Raw genomic sequence first — 16,076 nt, 5'->3', positions numbered from 1 at the left:
CAAAAAAAAGTAATAACTTACGGTTATTTGATGAAGACGCTAAAGCATTACCGCCATCGCTATCAGAAGCCATCAGTCAACTGCTGAAGTTGCTGTAAGAATAATGGATATAAAAGTAGGAAAATCCTTACCCGGAGGTTTTGAGTGGGTATTTTTAGGCTGGACATTCAGCACTGCGTTACGGGATCAACCGTTGTTTTAAGGCGTATTTGACGATATCGACGTTAGACGTAAACTGCATTTTTTCCATTAGCCGCGACTTATAGGTGCTGACCGTTTTGTTGCTGATCGCCAGCGCCTCCGCGATCGCATTCACGCCCATTCCCTGCGCCAACATGACCATCACCTGATGTTCCCGCGCCGTCAGCACGCTGTGGCAAGGGCAATCGTCCGTCAGATAGTCCGCAAAGACGATTTGCTCGGCAATGGTTTGGTCGATATAGCGCGCGCCCTGCGCGACTCGGCGGATGGCGGTCAGCAACGCTTCCGGATCTTTGTCTTTGGTGATATAGCCCAGAGCGCCGCTTTTCAGCGCTCGTCGCGCAATCTGCGGTTCGCTGTACATGCTCAGAATCAGAATGGGCAGGTTCGGGTACTGCGCCAAGACCCGGATAATCAGCTCCTCGCCACAAATGCCCGGCATACTCATGTCCAGCAGCAGCAGATCGATATCGACCTCTCGCAGCGTGGTGATCACCTGCGCTCCATTTCCCGCCTCCGCCACCACTTGCAACGTATCGTCCAACGCAAATATCTGTTTTAACCCCTCTCGCATGATGACGTGATCGTCGGCGATCATTAATCGGATGAGTTTCATTCGGTGTATCTCCCAAGATGATGACCGTAGTTTCGCTACTGTCCTTCTGTGCGGATTTAGCGCACGACGGCGCGCTGCGGGAACGTCATGCGGATTAACGTACCGCCGCCGGGCTGGCTTGTGATCGTCACTTCGCCGCCCAACATTCTTCCGCGTTCTTTCATGCCCATAAGGCCGAACGTGTTGGGCTTTTGCTCCCGGGCGTCGAAACCGTTGCCATCGTCCTGCACGCTCAGCACAATCAGGCCCTCCCGGTTTTCGAGCGCAATGACGACCTCGCTGGCGTCGGCATGGCGAGCGATGTTGGTCAGCGACTCCTGCACCACGCGAAAAGCGGCGGTCGCGCACTCGTCGTTCATCACAACGTCTGGCTCCGGCGCCTGCAGCTGGCACTGAACGCCGTATTGGCGGACAAAGTCATCCCGCAGCCACTCCAGTGCGGGCGTTAACCCCATATCCAGCACGTTCGGACGCAGCCGTGTCGCCACATCTCGCACAACCTGGATAGTCTTATCGGATAGCGCCATCAGATTCTGTAATGGCGTTAGCAGCGACGGGTTTTCCTTGGCGAACTGCATGCGTAACAAAGACAGGCTGATGCGCATGGAGGTGAGATGCTGTCCCAGCTCATCATGGATCTCCCGGGCGATATGCTTGCGCTCCTCCTCACGGGAAATCTCGCGCTGGCGCGTCAGGAGCCGCAGCTGACTGTGGGACTCCTCCAGCCTTTTCTCCGCATAACGAATCGCGGAAATATCGCGGCCGACGGTGAGAATCGAGGACAGCTGGCCGTTCTGGCCGAATTCCGGCACGCAGCGAATATGGTGAACCGCGCGCGGTCTATCGCCGATGTCCTGGGTGCTCTCTTCCAGTTCCCCTTCCACGCTGCTCTGCGTATCCATGACCAGCTGCACTAGCTGCTGAATGCGCTGCGCGCAGGGGGCGTCGGGCAGAAGATCGGTCAGCCGTTGGCCGAGCAGTTGATCGGCGGTAAATCCCAGATGGGCCAGCGTAGCCGGATTCGCATATTGGCAGGTCATTTGCGGACCAAATCGGATGATCAGATCCGGCGTGTTTTCGACTAACGCCCGGAACTCCTGTTCGCGCGTATAGGCGATATGTTCAATCTGTTTGCGCTCCCGAATATCGCGTACCACGCACATGCTGTATTTTTTGCCCTTGTGTTTGAAGTGGTTAACGCTGACTTCGACCGGAATAATCGCGCCGTATCGGCTTTTGTGCTGAGTTTCGAACGTGAGCCCACGCTTCCAGCCGCGCTCATCGCGCCAGCTGTGGCGAATCAACTCCGCGCTTCTGCAAGGATCAATATCCCGGATGTACAGCGTTTGGAACTCCTGCGGGGTGTAATGCAACACCCGGCAGGCTTCGGCATTGGCATAACAAAACTGGTTGTGCTCATTGACGATATAGATCGCGTCTTTAAGGCGGCTGAACGCGAACGAGACCAGTTCCATCGGCGGGACCTCCTCGGAACGAAGGGATTGAGGGGACCTTGGGGGGTATAACATAGCCATCTCCATGCTGTCGCAGACCTGCCCGGACCCTGACTGGCGCCACGGGCAGTACGAAGTTACCGTCATCTCCTGACGACATGACCTGTAACCGGGTAATCAAACTGAATGACAAGTTGTTCTCTTTTGCCGCGAGGTCAAAGATAGGCTCAGGCGTCGACAGCCTGGCGGAGGAAGCCTCTGGCACGGGAAAGGCGCGATCGCACTGTACCGATCGGCATACCTAATCGTGCGGCAATATCCTGATAGCTGGCATCGGCGTCAATCAGCATCACCAACATACGGCGGGTGTCATCCGGTAAATGCGTACTCGCCACCAGCACACGATGCAGGGCGTGGCCCCATTCGATGATTCGGCTGGGATCGCTGTCGCAGGAAAGCGTTGCCAATTCGTCCTCGCTGACTTCGCAAGCGTGGGATTTTGCATGCTTGTAGTGGTTGCGGACAAGGTTAAGCGCAATGCCGAAGACCCACGTTTCCGGGCGCGATGCGCCGGCGAATTTTTCGCGATTTCTCAACACCTCCAGATAGGTCATTTGCTGCAAGTCTTCGACATCCTCTTTGTTGGCCACGCGTTTACGAATGAAATTCTGCAGGCGTTTGCCATGCTGCCGAAAGACCAGCTCCCAGTCTACAGCCTCAGGATGTGATTCAAACGAGCAGTCCTTTTCCGATGACAATACGATTGTTTCCATTTGCTGGTTCTCCTTGGGTTTGCCGTGATTGGCGCAAAGGAGATAGCAAGGCGTATGCCAGCGAACAAATCCGACTCAATATACTGTTTTTACTCTATTTAAATTTTCATAAACGGCATTTTCGTGCCACGTTTTGCCAAAGTGAATCGACTGAAATGCAAACGATTGCAATCAAACTGTCATCGCTGGACCGCCTTTTTACGGATAAAAAAACGATAAGGCCACTGAGCGGGAACCCGATTCCTCTTAACGCCACATAACCGCATACCTTTAATAAAAAGATGGATTCAGGCAGGACAGAATATGGTTGCCATCCCCCCTCTCTCATCGATGATTGCCAATGCGACGACACCCCTGAGCGCCCCCGCAGACGAACAGGCGTCAACCGCCTCACCCGCCCAATCCCCAGCGCCGAAGGCCTCTCATGACAAAGCGCTTCACGACAGCATGGAGGAAGTGTCGGCCGCTTTCGGCGAACAGATGGAAAGCAAGAGCAAATCGCTGAATCGTCGGCAAATCACCCAGACGCAAAGCCGCATGGAAGCGAATATCGAGCGGATAGAGAAGCTGACCGAGCTGTTCCAGCTCCTGGAAAATCCCCGACAACCGACGCTGGATCAACAGGTGCGGAGAATGCAGGGGCTCATGCTGCAAACGCCCCCAGCGTCGGTCGAGGCATTGATACAGGCGGCGGGCGGAGATGCCGCGCGCGGCGATATCGTCTTGCGTCATGTACTGGCGCAGGCCCGGGAACAGCGCGATCCTGGGCTAGAACAGGCCGCACGAGACAATCTGGAACGGTTGCATCAGGAAAAAGGTCCCGAGGTGCGCGCCGGGCTGAATACGGCCGCGGCGATCTCCCTGTTTAGCACCGATCCGCAGCAGAAACAGATCCTGCGCGAGCTTTATTACGAGCGCATCGTTCATCAGCAGTCGCCAAGTTCCCTGCTGGACGCCCTGTTGGAACGCTTTGACGCCCAGCACTTCGCAGCCGGTCTGCGCACCCTGCAACGGGCGCTCGCCGACGACATCGCCTCACTGGCCTCCTCCATTTCGAAGACCGCGCTGAGCCAGATGTTGAAGCATCTCAACGATGCGCGCCAGCTAAGCCATACGCTGTCGTCCTGCCAGCAGTTGCTGGAGCAAGACGCCCATCGCTTCCCGGCCGCAACGCTCGGCCCGGTGGAACTGACGCGACGGCTGATCGGCCTCAGCGCCAATGGGGCCTATGTCCGCGATTTACACAATCTGGGGCGGGAAGTCGCCGGACAACATGCACAGCGCCAGTTGCTGTTTTTCAACGGCCTGCTGCGGCTGGTCGGCACCCTGCCGCAGACGTTATGGCGGGATAGCAAACATCGCCACACTGCGCTGCATCTCATCCGCGGTCTGATCGGCGATCTGTCCCGGCAAGAAGCGGCCGAACAGGCCGCCGCGCCGCGCAAGGAGTAAGCCAATGACTTTGCTGATCGCCTGGCTCAATCGCATTGCCATCAGCGCGATGCAACGTTCAGAAATCGTGGGCGCGGTCATTGTGATGGCCATCGTCTTCATGATGATCATTCCTCTGCCGACAGGGCTGATTGACGTGCTGATCGCCTTCAACATCTGCATCTCTTCGCTGCTGATCGTTCTGGCGATGTATCTGCCCAAGCCATTGGCCTTTTCGACCTTTCCCGCCGTGCTGCTATTGACCACCATGTTCCGGCTGGCCCTGTCTATTTCGACGACCCGGCAGATTCTGCTGCAACAGGATGCGGGTCACGTGGTAGAGGCCTTCGGCAACTTTGTAGTGGGCGGCAATCTGGCGGTCGGTCTGGTGATCTTCCTGATCCTGACGGTGGTGAACTTTCTGGTGATCACCAAAGGATCAGAACGCGTCGCCGAAGTGGCGGCTCGTTTTACGCTGGATGCGATGCCGGGCAAACAGATGTCCATCGACAGCGACCTGCGCGCCGGGTTGATTGACGCTCAACAGGCCCGCCAGCGGCGCGAAAATCTCACCAAAGAAAGCCAGCTGTTTGGGGCGATGGACGGCGCGATGAAGTTCGTCAAAGGCGACGCCATCGCCAGTCTGGTCATCGTATTCATTAACATGATCGGCGGCTTCGCCATTGGGGTCATGCAGCACCATATGGCGGCGGGCGACGCCATGCACGTTTACTCGGTGCTGACCATCGGCGACGGCCTGATCGCGCAGATCCCGGCGCTGTTGATCTCCCTGACCGCCGGGATGATCATCACGCGCGTTTCCGCCGACGGCCAAAAAGTGGATAACAATATCGGCCGCGAGATCGCCGAGCAGCTGACTAGCCAGCCAAAGGCCTGGATTATCTCCGCCATCGGCATGTTCGGCTTTGCGCTACTGCCGGGTATGCCGACGATGGTCTTCCTGCTCATCAGCCTGCTCTCCCTATCTAGCGGACTGTTTCAGCTGTGGCGGGTCAAGCAGCTCGGACTGGCTGAATGCCATGCGCTGGCGGCGGACAACCTGCCGGCAGAGCAGAACGGCTATCAGGATCTGCGCCGCTTCAACCCCACGCGCGCCTACCTGCTGCGTTTCCACGCCGAGTGCCGCAACGCTCAGCATGCCGCGCTGCTGGTGCAGGATATTCGTCGGCTGCGCAATCGGCTGGTGTATCAGTTCGGCTTTACGCTGCCCTCGTTCGACATTGAATTCACCCCGGACATCGCACAGGACGAGTTTCAATTCTGCGTGTATGAAATCCCCCTGCTGCGCGCCACCTTCGGGACAGCCCATCAGGCGGTCGCTCGTCAGGACGTGCCGCAGGAATCCTTTGATCATGCTGAGTTGTCCGCAGGCCAGCCCGCCCGCGATGAAGCGCACTGGTTGTGGCTGCCCGCCGATCATCCCCTGTTGCGACAAGAAACGTTGGCTCGCCAGACAGAAGAAGCGCTGATTCTGGCGCGGATGGAAAACGCCATCCATCGGAGCGCGGCTCAATTCATCGGCTTGCAGGAGACCAAGTCCATTCTCGGCTGGCTCGAAAGCGAACAGCCTGAACTGGCGCAGGAGCTGCAGCGCATTATGCCGCTCTCCCGTTTCGCCAGCGTGCTGCAAAAGCTGGCTGGAGAACGTATACCGTTGCGCGCGGTGCGCCCGATAGCGGAAGCGCTGATCGAGGTCGGCCAGCATGAACGCGACGTTAACGCGCTGACGGATTACGTTCGTCTGCAATTAAAAGCGCAAATCTGTCACCAATACAGCCGGGACGACTGCCTGTCCGTCTGGTTATTGACGCCAGAGACGGAGGAGCTACTGCGCGACGCCCTGCGCCAAACCCAGAACGACACGTTTTTCGCGTTGGCGCAGCACGATGCCGCCGTGCTGCTGACTCAATTGCGGGACTGCTTTCCGCCGACCGAGCCGCTGTCGTCCCTGCTGCTGGTGGCGCAGGATTTACGCAGCCCGCTTCGTGCGCTGGTACAGGACGAATTTCACCCTCTGCCGGTGCTTTCATTCACCGAGCTGGAGTCATACCTGTCTATCAACGTGGTGGGCCGTATCGACCTGCATGATATGACCGCCACCGCTCATACATAAGAAGGCAGAAGAACCATGTTTGAACTGCGCGTCCTGACCGGGCTGCATCGGGGAGCCGCCCTGCCGTTAAACGGACTCACGTGTCATATCGGCGCCGCCGACGATGCGGATATGGTGCTGTATGACCCCGGTATTCGCGACGATCACTGTCTGTTGGAAAAACAGGGGGAGACCTGGATCCTCTCCGCGCGGGAAGGCACGGTGAGCGACAGCGAGGGCCATCCGGTTGAGACGTCGCTCACTCTGTTGCCGGGAACGCCGTTCGCCGCGGGCGCCATCTGGTTGTGCGTGGTCAGCGCGGAGACACCGTGGCAGGAGGAGGCGGAGGTGAACGCATCCATCCCCCTACCGGAGCCAATGAACGCGCCGCCGCCAACGCCGCCGGTCGAGGCCCCCGCCGAAACGCCCAGTGCTGAGCCCAAAGCCCGCCTGCCGCTATGGGCGAAATGCAGCTATCTGCTGCTCATCGGACTATTGGTGATGCTCACCGGCAGTTGGCTGATGCAGGACAGCGTCGCGATGCCGTCAGCGCCGCCGTCCGATACGCGCATCCCGATAACGTCCCCGGCGCAATCCGCCGCTACGCTGCAAACGATGCTGAATGATCGTGATTTGGGCAACGTGCAGGTCGTTCAGCAGCCGGATCGCATCATCCTCAGCGGCGCGCTGGCGGCGGACCAGCTGCCGATGATTAACCGGATGCTGGTCCGGTTTCAGCAACGTTACCGTGTCACTCAGCCAATCGAAAATCATACCCGCGTTAAGGGCGATACATTGCCGTTCCGCATCATTCAGGTGACCAGTGGAGCACAGGCCAACATCGTCACAGCCGACGGTCGGCGTCTGTTCGTCGGCGACGAGGTGGAGGGACTTCGGCTGGTTGGCATCGATAACCATCAGATTGAGTTCAACGGCAAACAGCAGATTAAGGTGAACTGGTAATGGCAATGCTATCGATCGACGAATCGGGGCGCTATCCGCTGCTAGAGCGCTGGCTGACCGCGCAGCGGCGGCATCTGGCCGACTACGCGCCGGTTCGGCTGCGGGGACGCATTACGGGGATCAGCGGCATCCTGCTGGAATCTACCCTGCCGCAGGCCCGAATCGGCGATTTGTGCCGCATCGAACGTGACGATCGGACGCAGGTGCTGGCCGAAGTCGTCGGCTTCAGTCCGCAACACGTGTTTCTCTCGGCGTTGGGAGCGCTGGACGGCATCGCGCAAGGCGCGGTAGTGACGCCGCTCTATCAGCCGCATTGCGTACAGGTATCCGACGATCTGTTGGGCAGCGTATTAGACGGTTTCGGCAGACCGCTCACGCCGGAGAGTCATTCAGCGTTCGTCGAACCCGGCACGAATTGTCCCCATCCCATTCCCGTGATCGGCGATGCACCGCCGCCGACCGAGCGCCCTTGCATCAGCGAACCGCTGCCGACGGGACTGCGCGCCATCGACGGTCTGCTGACCATCGGTCGCGGCCAGCGCGTCGGGATTTTTGCCGGCGCAGGCTGCGGTAAAACCACGCTGCTCGCCGAGCTGGCCCGCAACACGCCCTGCGACGTCATCGTCTTCGGTTTGATCGGCGAACGCGGCCGCGAACTGCGCGAATTTCTTGACCACGAACTGGACGATGCGCTGCGCCGACGCACCGTGCTGGTGTGCTCGACCTCGGATCGCAGCAGCATGGAGCGCGCTCGCGCCGCCTTCACGGCCACCGCGATTGCAGAAGCCTTCCGGGCCGAAGGCAAGCAGGTGCTGCTGATCGTCGACTCGCTGACCCGCTTTGCCCGCGCACAGCGTGAAATCGGGCTGGCGCTCGGCGAACCTCAGGGCCGGGGCGGCTTGCCGCCGTCGGTTTACACCCTGCTGCCGCGGCTGGTCGAGCGCGCCGGACAAACCCGTCAGGGCGCGATCACCGCGCTGTACTCGGTGCTGATCGAACAGGACTCCATGAACGATCCGGTCGCGGATGAGGTGAGATCGCTCATCGACGGCCACATCGTGTTATCACGACGGTTGGCGGAGCGTAATCACTATCCCGCGATCGATGTCTTGATGAGTCTCAGCCGCACCATGAGCAGTGTAGCGACCACCGCGCACCTCAGCGACGCCGGAGGGCTGCGTCGGCTGATGGCCGCCTATCAGCAGGTGGATATGCTGATTCGGCTCGGGGAATACCAGCCGGGACACGATGCCCTGACGGATGCGGCGGTCACCGCCCATGCGCACATCAACGCCTTCCTGCAACAGCCGATGCGCGAACCGCAGACCTTCGCGGAAATTACCGCTCGGCTCAACGAGGTCAGCCGCTATGCCAACGTCTAATACGCTATCGCCGACGACCGGAGGCGCGCCATGCCTTCACTAAACGCCACGCTCCAGCAACTGCTGCCTATCCGTCGTCAGCGCCTGCGCCGCGCCGAATCACAGTTGCGGGAAGCCACGCAGTCGCTGGCGCAACAGGAAGCCGAACTCGGCCTGCTGCGCCAGGAAAAAGAGACGCAGCAGGTTTATTACCGGCAACAGCAACAGGATTTTCGCCAGCGCCAGCAAGAACAGGCGCTGTCGCTGGACAGTTTGCAACAGCAGCGCGAGCGAACGCAGAGACAGATTGGCCGCCTGCGACAACAGCAACAGCAGTGTGAACACGGCGAGGCGCTTTGCCAGCAGCAACGGCAGCAGGTCACCGACAAACGCGCACGGCTGCGCCAGCGCCAAAAAGCCGTCGAAAAACTGGAATTTATACTGACGCTGAATCAGGAGCCATCATGAGCGCCTCTCTCCCGCCCGCCACCGTCTCGTCCGCATCGCGCGAGGCCTCCTTACCCCCGGCGGAAAAGTCGCTGTCGCGCTCGCGGGGACTCAACGCCCCCTCCGGCGCAGAGACGTCTGACCGTCTTTCGGACTTCGAACTTTTGCTGTCTGCACCGCCTTTGGATTTCTACACGCCCGATGTGACCGCCGCAGAGGCCGACGTCCCATCCGCAGGTTCAACGGGTTATTTATCACCTTCGCACGCCGAATGCGTGACAACGTCACTCACTGCAACGCTGCATGCTGAGCTGGCCGCGCGTCACGATCTTACCGCTCACAGTCCGTTCTCTTTCAGCCTGCAACTGCCGCAGTTGGGCGATGTCGATGTCCGGATAAGCACGTTGCCGCCCCTTGGCTGGGAGGTCATGTTGCGATTTCAACGTTCGGCTTACCCGCAAGTTAGCCGCCAGCGAGAAAACTGCCGACGCGCGCTGTCTACGGCGCTCGACTGCCCGATTCGGCTTGAATTTGAAGTTCAGGAGGAGCCATGAAGACCTCGATGTCGCCAGTCCCCGTCAAATTGCGCTCGCTGACGCCGTTGCAGGCGCGATTGTCTCAGCAGTTGGCGGAAAGTTGCCGCTTCGCGTTCCACTTCAACGACGGTCGCCAAGGAGAGCTGCGTTTGACGCTGGCGCCACCGCAGGCACCCGCAGCGCCCCACCATGGCTGGCAAAGTGCAGCAGGTGGCTTCTCGCTCAGCGACCCCGAGCCCGTGCTGTCGCTGATGTCCGACTGCCCGGCGCTATTGCCGACGCAGGAGGAAGACCCGACGGCGACCGCGTGGTTCTGGGCGCTGTTTAATGATGGCCTCAGCCCCCCGCTTTATACGTTGCTGGGGCCGCTGACGCCGTTCAATGACGACATTGCCACAGACGCCGTTTCGCTGTGGCTGGACGTTCAGGTTGACGCGCGACGCGCCCGGAGTCTGCTGCGTATCGGCGCTGACGAGCTGCTGTTATGGCTTCGTCAGCCGGGGTGGTTTTCCTCCACACCACCCTTGCCGTCGACGCTGCCAATAGCCATGCCGTTAACGCTGGCCAAAGTGACATTGTCACCGAAAGAAATCGACACATTGGAACCGGGTGACCTGATCTATCCACCTATTTGTAGTTTTTCCCCGCACGGCGAGGGGTTCATTTCGCTCGGCGGGCGACGGTTTCAGGGCCAGTTCCAATGGGATGGCCTGACGCCGACCCACTTTCTTATCGCTGAACAAAAGGAGTGTCCGGTGAATGACGCTTTCGATGCCTCACCCACGCATGAAATGGCCTTTGTCGACGAAATAACGCCGACCGCAACGTCTTATGACGCGCCGCTGCCCGAGCTGCCTCTGACGCTGACGGTCCGCTGCGGGCATCTTTCCCTGACGCTTAAGGCACTCCAGCAGTTGTCCTGCGGCAGCGTGATTCCCGTTCAGCAGGCGCTGCCGGGCGAAGCGATGCTGTATCACGGCGAGGTGCCGCTGGCCCGGGGAGAGCTGGTGGAGGTCGCGGGACGTCTGGCCCTGCAGATCACCCAACGACTCGGCGCGTTGCAGCCGGTTCGAGAGCCGCAGTCATGACGGCGGGCGCATTCGATCCCGTCATGTTCGCCCTGCTGTTGGGGGCGCTATCGCTCATTCCGTTAATGATGGTGGTCTGTACCTGCTTTTTGAAAATCGCCACCGTGTTGCTGATTACCCGCAACGCCATCGGAGTACAGCAGGTGCCGCCGAACATGGCGCTGTATGGCATCGCCCTCGCCGCTACCCTGTTCGTCATGGCGCCGGTTTTCGCTGATATCAAACAACGCGTTCAGGATACGCCGCTGGATATGAGCGACCTCGGCACGCTGGAAACCACAGCGACGCACGGTATCGAACCCCTGCAAAAGTTTATGTCCCGCAATACCGATCCCGATATTCTCACCCACCTGCATGAGAATAGCCTGCGCATGTGGCCCGCCGCCCTGTCCGACAAAGTGACGCCGGACAATATTTTGCTGGTGATCCCGGCGTTTGTACTCTCGGAGTTGCAGGCGGGATTCAAAATCGGTTTCCTGATTTATATCCCGTTCATTGTGATTGACCTGATTGTCTCTAACGTGTTGCTGGCATTGGGGATGCAGATGGTTGCGCCGACCACGTTGTCGCTGCCGCTCAAACTGCTGCTGTTCGTGCTGGTCAGCGGCTGGACCCGGCTGCTCGACGGCCTGTTTTATAGCTACCTGTGAGGCCAATGTGGAAATTTTGAATTTGTTTCGACAGGCCATGGTGCTGGTCGTGATGCTGTCCGCGCCGCCGCTGGTCGTCGCCGTGATCGTGGGCGTCCTGATTTCGCTACTCCAGGCCGTCATGCAGCTACAGGACCAGACGCTGCCTTTCGCCATCAAGCTGGTGGCGGTCGGGCTGGTGCTGGCCATGACCGGTCGCTGGATCGGCGTCGAGCTGATCCAGCTGACCCTGTTGGCTTTCAACATGATCGAACAGATTCGCGCATGAGGCCATAATGCTGACCCTTGATACTCTCGAACGCCTGTACGACTTCATTTTTGCCCTGACGCTCGGCATGGCCAGACTTTATCCCTGCCTGTTTCTGGTGCCGCTGTTTTCGTTCACGCTGGTCAAAGGCCTGCTTAGAAATGCCATTGTGTTGGCCCTGGCGCTGGTGCCGGCCTCCGCCATCCAACAGCAGATGCAAAACACGACGCTCAGTTGGCCGCTGCTACCAGCCCTGTTACTCAAGGAGCTGGCGGTCGGTCTGCTAGTAGGCTGCGTGTTGGCGATGCCTTTCTGGCTGTTCGAATCCGTAGGGGCATTATTCGATAACCAGCGCGGCGCCTTGATCGGCGGACAACTCAACCCCGCGCTGGGCAGCGACGCCACGCCCCTCGGCCATATGATGAAGCAGCTATTAACGCTGATGCTGCTGCTGACGCTGGGACTTTCCGGGCTGACGCAACTGATCTGGGACAGTTATCGCCTGTGGCCCGCGCTGGTCTGGCTGCCGCCGCTCAGCGAAAGCGGCTTCCACGCCTATCTTGGGCTACTGGCCGACACCTTCACGCATATGGTGATTTTCGCCGGGCCGCTGGTGGCGCTGTTATTGCTGCTGGAATTCAGCATCGCGATGCTGAGCCTGTATAGCCCGCAGTTGCAGGTCTACGTGCTGTCCGTACCCGCAAAATGCCTCGCCGGAATGGCGTTCTTTATCGTGTATCTGCCGGTGCTGCAATATCTTGCGGAGGGCCGGATTCAGGCGCTGCCGGACCTGAAGCACGTTTTGCCGCAGTTTTTCCCCGCACTTTCCTGACGGACTCTCCGAGGCTGACGCATGAGCGAAAAAACCGAAAAACCGACGCCGAAAAAACTGCGTGATGCGCGGCGCAAAGGCGAAGTCGGCCAAAGTCAGGACATTCCCAAACTGCTGATCAGCGCGGCGCTGCTGGAAATGATCCTGGCGCTGGTGAACAACGGCATGGAAAAGCTCGAAATGCTGATGCAGCTGCCGTTAAAGCGCCTCACCGATCCGTTTGGGCATGCGGTCAACGAGATCGTCGGCGAGGCGCTGAGCCTGCTGGCGACGCTCTGTCTGTTGACCATCGCGGTCGCCATACTGATGCGAATCGTCGGCGCCTGGCTTCAATACGGCCCGTTATTCGCGCCTGAAGCGCTCAAATTGGATTTTAATCGGCTAAATCCCGTCAATCAGATCAAGCAGATGTTTTCTACGCGTAAGCTGACGGAGATGCTGACCAACGTTTTGAAGACCGTCACCATCGGCATTATTTTCTACCGCGTGGTGGTTCCGCAGTTAGAGTGGTTGGTCGAACTGGCTTACGGCAACCTGGACGGTTTCTGGCACGGCGTCGCGGCGGTGCTCCAGCGCGTGGCGCGCACGACGCTGGCGGCGCTGCTGGCGCTGGCCGTGCTCGACTTCGGTCTACAGAAATACTTCTTCATGAAACAGCAAAGGATGAGTCATGAAGATCTTCGCAACGAGCACAAGGATGCCGAGGGCGATCCGCATATGAAAGGACAGCGTAAATCGATGGCGCGCGACATACTCAATGCCCCCGCCAAACCGCGTCCGGCTGGCAAGGTCGAAGACGCCGATTTACTGCTGGTCAACCCCACCCACTACGCGGTGGCCTTGTTTTACCGCCCCGGACAGACCCCGCTGCCGCGTATCCTGTGCAAAGGCGAAGAGGCGGAGGCGCGTCAGCTTATCGCCCGCGCGCATCAGGCCAAGATTCCGGTGATTCGCTTCGTCTGGCTCGCCCGTACGCTGTATCGCCAGCCGGAAGGCCATTACATTCCAAGAGATACCCTGCAGGCCGTTGCCCAGGTTTATCGGATGCTGCGGCAGCTGGAGCAAGACACGGCCAATCCAGAAGAGGTGACCGATTGGGATAACGCGCCCATAAGGTAGCCTTCGCCCGCCAACAGGACGAACATCATCGTCCGCCCAGCGCGAGGTCATGCCGCTTAATTCGGTAAAAATTTAGAAATAGTTTCAATATAATCCTGCACATCCGTTCACTATCTGGTATTACTCAAAGCATGGTAATTCATTGAACTCAGCGCAGAATCGCCTCCCCGGCAACGGCCACGACGGTCTGATCGACAGGCAAAAGACTCTGCGCTTCGGCGTGTAATAGGTAAGACAACCTCTATGTTCAAATCGTTTTTTCCTCATCCCAAACTGTTCTTCTCTTCCGCCGCGATCTGGACGTTGATCTGCATCGTCATTTGGTACGCGTTTGCGCGTCCGCTGGGCGCCGACCTGCTGAATCTGGCCGCGCATCCGCTGCCGCACAGCGCGGCCCGTTTCGTGAGTCGGGAGTTTCTGTGGTTTTACGGCTACTACGCGCTCTCCGTCGGGCTGTTTGCCGCCTGCTGGTTTATTTTTAGCCCGCACCGCTGGCAGCGCTGGTCGATTTTGGGTTCAGCCCTGATCGTCTTCGTGACATACTTTTCGGTCGAGGTCGGCGTCGCGGTCAATGCCTGGTATGTGCCGTTTTACGATCTGATCCAAAAAGCGCTGGGCACCCCGCATGCCGTGGCGATCGAGTCGTTTTATCAAGAGCTGACGGTCTTTCTCGGCATCGCGCTGTGTGCGGTGATCGTCGGCGTCCTGAATATGTTTTTCGTCAGCCATTACGTCTTTCGCTGGCGCACGGCGATGAACGACTACTACATGATGCACTGGCCGCGACTGCGCCATATCGAAGGGGCCTCCCAGCGTATTCAGGAAGACAGTATGCGTTTTGCCTCTACCATCGAAAGTCTGGGGGTGAATCTGATTCAGTCGGTCATGACGCTGATCGCCTTCCTGCCGGTGTTAGTTACTCTTTCCTCCCACGTCACCGAGCTGCCGCTTATCGGCCATCTGCCGTATGCGCTGTTGATCGCCGCCCTCGTGTGGTCGTTGGCCGGAACCGGCCTGCTGGCGGTGATTGGGATTAAGCTGCCGGGGCTTGAGTTTAATAATCAGCGTGTCGAGGCGGCCTATCGTAAAGAACTCGTCTATGGCGAAGACAATGCCGACCGTGCAACGCCGCCGACCGTACGCGAGCTGTTTACCAACGTGCGAAAAAACTACTTCCGGCTCTATTTCCACTACACCTACTTCAACATTGTCCGTGTGCTATATCTCCAGGTGGACAACATCTTCGGGCTGGTCCTTTTGCTGCCGTCCATCGTCGCAGGGACCCTGACGTTAGGTCTGATGTCGCAGATCAGCAACGTGTTCGATCAGGTGCGCGGCTCGTTCCAGTATCTAATCAACTCCTGGACCACCATCGTGGAGCTGATGTCGATTTACAAACGTCTGCGCAGCTTTGAGTCCATCATTCACAACGACGACGCCCCGAATTCGGACTACGTCACCACCCCGGATGCCTGACGGCAATAGAGCGGCAGACGCTGAGCCTGCCGCTCTATCAAACGCGAAACCTATTGGCCTATGCTCAATAGTTGCTGGTGCGAACATCAACTGCCAGCAGATAGCCAAAATACATTAGCCAAACACATCACTCCCATCATCCGACTTAACTTACTCTTGAAAATAAAAATTCAACTGCATGTTTTTTTAGCACTTTTATGTATAAGCATTCGCTTCTTTTTTCACAAACCCAATGATAGTGTTAATAAAATTAAACATTAAGGATGATAACGATGTTTCAATACAAAATGGTTCAGATCCCTCCAAACATCTCGGTAAAAGCCAAAGACAACAAGCAAGGCATCGCCGCTCAGTATCTCGAAGATGTGGTTAACGACTATGCACAGGACGGATGGGAGTTTCAGAGAGTCGATACCATTGGCATCGAAGAACGGCCTGGTTGCTTCGGGCCGAGTAAGATCGGTGTCGTAAACCATTATGTCATCACGTTCAGAAAAGAGCGCTGATGAAGCTACGTGGCTTGAGTCTAAGGCTGATCCTGTTGTATCGGAGGTTTGCACCCGCCAAGGTCAGAGATCGATGCCGTTTCCACCCATCTTGCTCTGCCTACGCACTTATCTCTATCAGACGGTTCGGCACCATCGCTGGTTGGAAGCTTGCCATCGCACGACTGCTGCGCTGTCAGCCCCCTAACGGCGGCATTGACTACCCGCCCCAAGTTCCACCGACCGAATAGACCGTGCTCAAAAAATAAAGCCCCGGGCATTAC

17 protein-coding genes are annotated in these 16,076 nt (G+C 58.3%); 14 read left to right on the top strand and 3 right to left on the bottom strand.

All coding sequences use genetic code 11. From position 1 onward, the window contains the following. Positions 1 to 178: 178 nt before the first annotated feature. The 3 genes from CKQ53_RS13665 to CKQ53_RS13655 form a co-directional block, all read right to left on the bottom strand. Entirely contained in the window at positions 179 to 817 is a 639-nt protein-coding gene (locus tag CKQ53_RS13665) for a response regulator transcription factor (protein ID WP_085653544.1), read from the bottom strand. Between the two features lie 56 nt (positions 818 to 873). Continuing rightward, entirely contained in the window at positions 874 to 2,346 is a 1,473-nt protein-coding gene (locus CKQ53_RS13660) for a PAS domain-containing sensor histidine kinase (protein WP_094118517.1), read from the bottom strand. Between the two features lie 152 nt (positions 2,347 to 2,498). Beyond that, positions 2,499 to 3,044 carry an RNA polymerase sigma factor gene (locus CKQ53_RS13655; protein WP_085653542.1) on the bottom strand — a complete coding sequence of 182 codons (546 nt, stop codon included), beginning with the start codon at positions 3,042 to 3,044 and terminating at the stop codon, positions 2,499 to 2,501. Positions 3,045 to 3,374: 330 nt separating this feature from the next. On the opposite strand from CKQ53_RS13655, the gene sctW reads away from it, so the two are divergent. The 14 genes from sctW (at position 3,375) to yidD (ending at position 16,043) form a co-directional block, all read left to right on the top strand. Then, the gene (sctW, locus tag CKQ53_RS13650) at positions 3,375 to 4,496 is read left to right on the top strand and encodes a type III secretion system gatekeeper subunit SctW (RefSeq protein WP_420844243.1); all 1,122 of its coding nucleotides are present in this window, start codon (positions 3,375 to 3,377) and stop codon (positions 4,494 to 4,496) included. 4 nt (positions 4,497 to 4,500) lie between these two features. After that, the gene (sctV, locus tag CKQ53_RS13645) at positions 4,501 to 6,609 is read left to right on the top strand and encodes a type III secretion system export apparatus subunit SctV (protein WP_085653540.1); all 2,109 of its coding nucleotides are present in this window, start codon (positions 4,501 to 4,503) and stop codon (positions 6,607 to 6,609) included. 15 nt (positions 6,610 to 6,624) lie between these two features. Continuing rightward, complete coding sequence (locus CKQ53_RS13640; protein WP_085653539.1) at positions 6,625 to 7,551, top strand: FHA domain-containing protein; 927 nt, start codon at positions 6,625 to 6,627, stop codon at positions 7,549 to 7,551. After that, positions 7,551 to 8,933 (top strand): type III secretion system ATPase SctN, encoded by a 1,383-nt coding sequence (sctN, locus tag CKQ53_RS13635; protein ID WP_085653538.1) that lies wholly within the window; start codon positions 7,551 to 7,553, stop codon positions 8,931 to 8,933. Before CKQ53_RS13640 ends, sctN begins: the two co-directional genes overlap by 1 nt. A 30-nt stretch (positions 8,934 to 8,963) precedes the next feature. Then, entirely contained in the window at positions 8,964 to 9,380 is a 417-nt protein-coding gene (locus CKQ53_RS13630) for a hypothetical protein (RefSeq protein ID WP_085653537.1), read from the top strand. Continuing rightward, on the top strand, positions 9,377 to 9,913 hold the full coding sequence (locus CKQ53_RS13625; protein WP_085653536.1) for a type III secretion system HrpP C-terminal domain-containing protein: 537 nt from the start codon (positions 9,377 to 9,379) through the stop codon (positions 9,911 to 9,913). The genes CKQ53_RS13630 and CKQ53_RS13625 overlap by 4 nt, the downstream gene beginning before the upstream one ends. Then, positions 9,910 to 10,983 (top strand): FliM/FliN family flagellar motor switch protein, encoded by a 1,074-nt coding sequence (locus CKQ53_RS13620; protein WP_094118516.1) that lies wholly within the window; start codon positions 9,910 to 9,912, stop codon positions 10,981 to 10,983. The genes CKQ53_RS13625 and CKQ53_RS13620 overlap by 4 nt, the downstream gene beginning before the upstream one ends. Next, positions 10,980 to 11,633 carry a type III secretion system export apparatus subunit SctR gene (gene sctR / locus CKQ53_RS13615; protein ID WP_094118515.1) on the top strand — a complete coding sequence of 218 codons (654 nt, stop codon included), beginning with the start codon at positions 10,980 to 10,982 and terminating at the stop codon, positions 11,631 to 11,633. The genes CKQ53_RS13620 and sctR overlap by 4 nt, the downstream gene beginning before the upstream one ends. Before the next feature lie 7 nt (positions 11,634 to 11,640). Beyond that, positions 11,641 to 11,901: a type III secretion system export apparatus subunit SctS gene (gene sctS / locus CKQ53_RS13610; protein ID WP_094118514.1), complete on the top strand. Its 261-nt coding sequence runs from the start codon at positions 11,641 to 11,643 to the stop codon at positions 11,899 to 11,901. Between the two features lie 7 nt (positions 11,902 to 11,908). Beyond that, on the top strand, positions 11,909 to 12,712 hold the full coding sequence (gene sctT, locus CKQ53_RS13605; RefSeq protein WP_085653532.1) for a type III secretion system export apparatus subunit SctT: 804 nt from the start codon (positions 11,909 to 11,911) through the stop codon (positions 12,710 to 12,712). A 21-nt stretch (positions 12,713 to 12,733) separates the two neighbouring features. Next, positions 12,734 to 13,831, top strand: a complete 1,098-nt coding sequence (gene sctU, locus CKQ53_RS13600; protein WP_085653531.1) for a type III secretion system export apparatus subunit SctU — start codon at positions 12,734 to 12,736, stop codon at positions 13,829 to 13,831. Positions 13,832 to 14,074: 243 nt separating this feature from the next. After that, a complete protein-coding gene (sbmA, locus tag CKQ53_RS13595; RefSeq protein WP_118895086.1) occupies positions 14,075 to 15,307 on the top strand; it encodes a peptide antibiotic transporter SbmA in 1,233 nt (410 codons plus the stop codon). Positions 15,308 to 15,579: 272 nt separating this feature from the next. Then, complete coding sequence (locus CKQ53_RS13590; RefSeq protein ID WP_085651827.1) at positions 15,580 to 15,813, top strand: DUF4177 domain-containing protein; 234 nt, start codon at positions 15,580 to 15,582, stop codon at positions 15,811 to 15,813. Then, positions 15,813 to 16,043: a membrane protein insertion efficiency factor YidD gene (yidD, locus tag CKQ53_RS19045; RefSeq protein ID WP_094118513.1), complete on the top strand. Its 231-nt coding sequence runs from the start codon at positions 15,813 to 15,815 to the stop codon at positions 16,041 to 16,043. The genes CKQ53_RS13590 and yidD overlap by 1 nt, the downstream gene beginning before the upstream one ends. Positions 16,044 to 16,076 lie beyond the last annotated feature (33 nt).

Origin of the sequence: Lonsdalea britannica, assembly GCF_003515985.1 — a bacterium.
Classification (GTDB): Bacteria; Pseudomonadota; Gammaproteobacteria; order Enterobacterales; family Enterobacteriaceae; genus Lonsdalea; species Lonsdalea britannica.
This window is presented reverse-complemented; position numbering and strand designations above follow the sequence as displayed.

What these genes read in the sequence shown, in the direction of transcription:
- CKQ53_RS13665 (WP_085653544.1), bottom strand. Translation starts at nt 817, where the DNA reads ATGAAACTCATCCGATTAATGATCGCCGACGATCACGTCATCATGCGA.
- CKQ53_RS13660 (WP_094118517.1), bottom strand. Translation starts at nt 2,346, where the DNA reads ATGTTATACCCCCCAAGGTCCCCTCAATCCCTTCGTTCCGAGGAGGTC.
- CKQ53_RS13655 (WP_085653542.1), bottom strand. Translation starts at nt 3,044, where the DNA reads ATGGAAACAATCGTATTGTCATCGGAAAAGGACTGCTCGTTTGAATCA.
- sctW (WP_420844243.1), top strand. Translation starts at nt 3,375, where the DNA reads ATGATTGCCAATGCGACGACACCCCTGAGCGCCCCCGCAGACGAACAG.
- sctV (WP_085653540.1), top strand. Translation starts at nt 4,501, where the DNA reads ATGACTTTGCTGATCGCCTGGCTCAATCGCATTGCCATCAGCGCGATG.
- CKQ53_RS13640 (WP_085653539.1), top strand. Translation starts at nt 6,625, where the DNA reads ATGTTTGAACTGCGCGTCCTGACCGGGCTGCATCGGGGAGCCGCCCTG.
- sctN (WP_085653538.1), top strand. Translation starts at nt 7,551, where the DNA reads ATGGCAATGCTATCGATCGACGAATCGGGGCGCTATCCGCTGCTAGAG.
- CKQ53_RS13630 (WP_085653537.1), top strand. Translation starts at nt 8,964, where the DNA reads ATGCCTTCACTAAACGCCACGCTCCAGCAACTGCTGCCTATCCGTCGT.
- CKQ53_RS13625 (WP_085653536.1), top strand. Translation starts at nt 9,377, where the DNA reads ATGAGCGCCTCTCTCCCGCCCGCCACCGTCTCGTCCGCATCGCGCGAG.
- CKQ53_RS13620 (WP_094118516.1), top strand. Translation starts at nt 9,910, where the DNA reads ATGAAGACCTCGATGTCGCCAGTCCCCGTCAAATTGCGCTCGCTGACG.
- sctR (WP_094118515.1), top strand. Translation starts at nt 10,980, where the DNA reads ATGACGGCGGGCGCATTCGATCCCGTCATGTTCGCCCTGCTGTTGGGG.
- sctT (WP_085653532.1), top strand. Translation starts at nt 11,909, where the DNA reads ATGCTGACCCTTGATACTCTCGAACGCCTGTACGACTTCATTTTTGCC.
- sctU (WP_085653531.1), top strand. Translation starts at nt 12,734, where the DNA reads ATGAGCGAAAAAACCGAAAAACCGACGCCGAAAAAACTGCGTGATGCG.
- sbmA (WP_118895086.1), top strand. Translation starts at nt 14,075, where the DNA reads ATGTTCAAATCGTTTTTTCCTCATCCCAAACTGTTCTTCTCTTCCGCC.
- CKQ53_RS13590 (WP_085651827.1), top strand. Translation starts at nt 15,580, where the DNA reads ATGTTTCAATACAAAATGGTTCAGATCCCTCCAAACATCTCGGTAAAA.
- yidD (WP_094118513.1), top strand. Translation starts at nt 15,813, where the DNA reads ATGAAGCTACGTGGCTTGAGTCTAAGGCTGATCCTGTTGTATCGGAGG.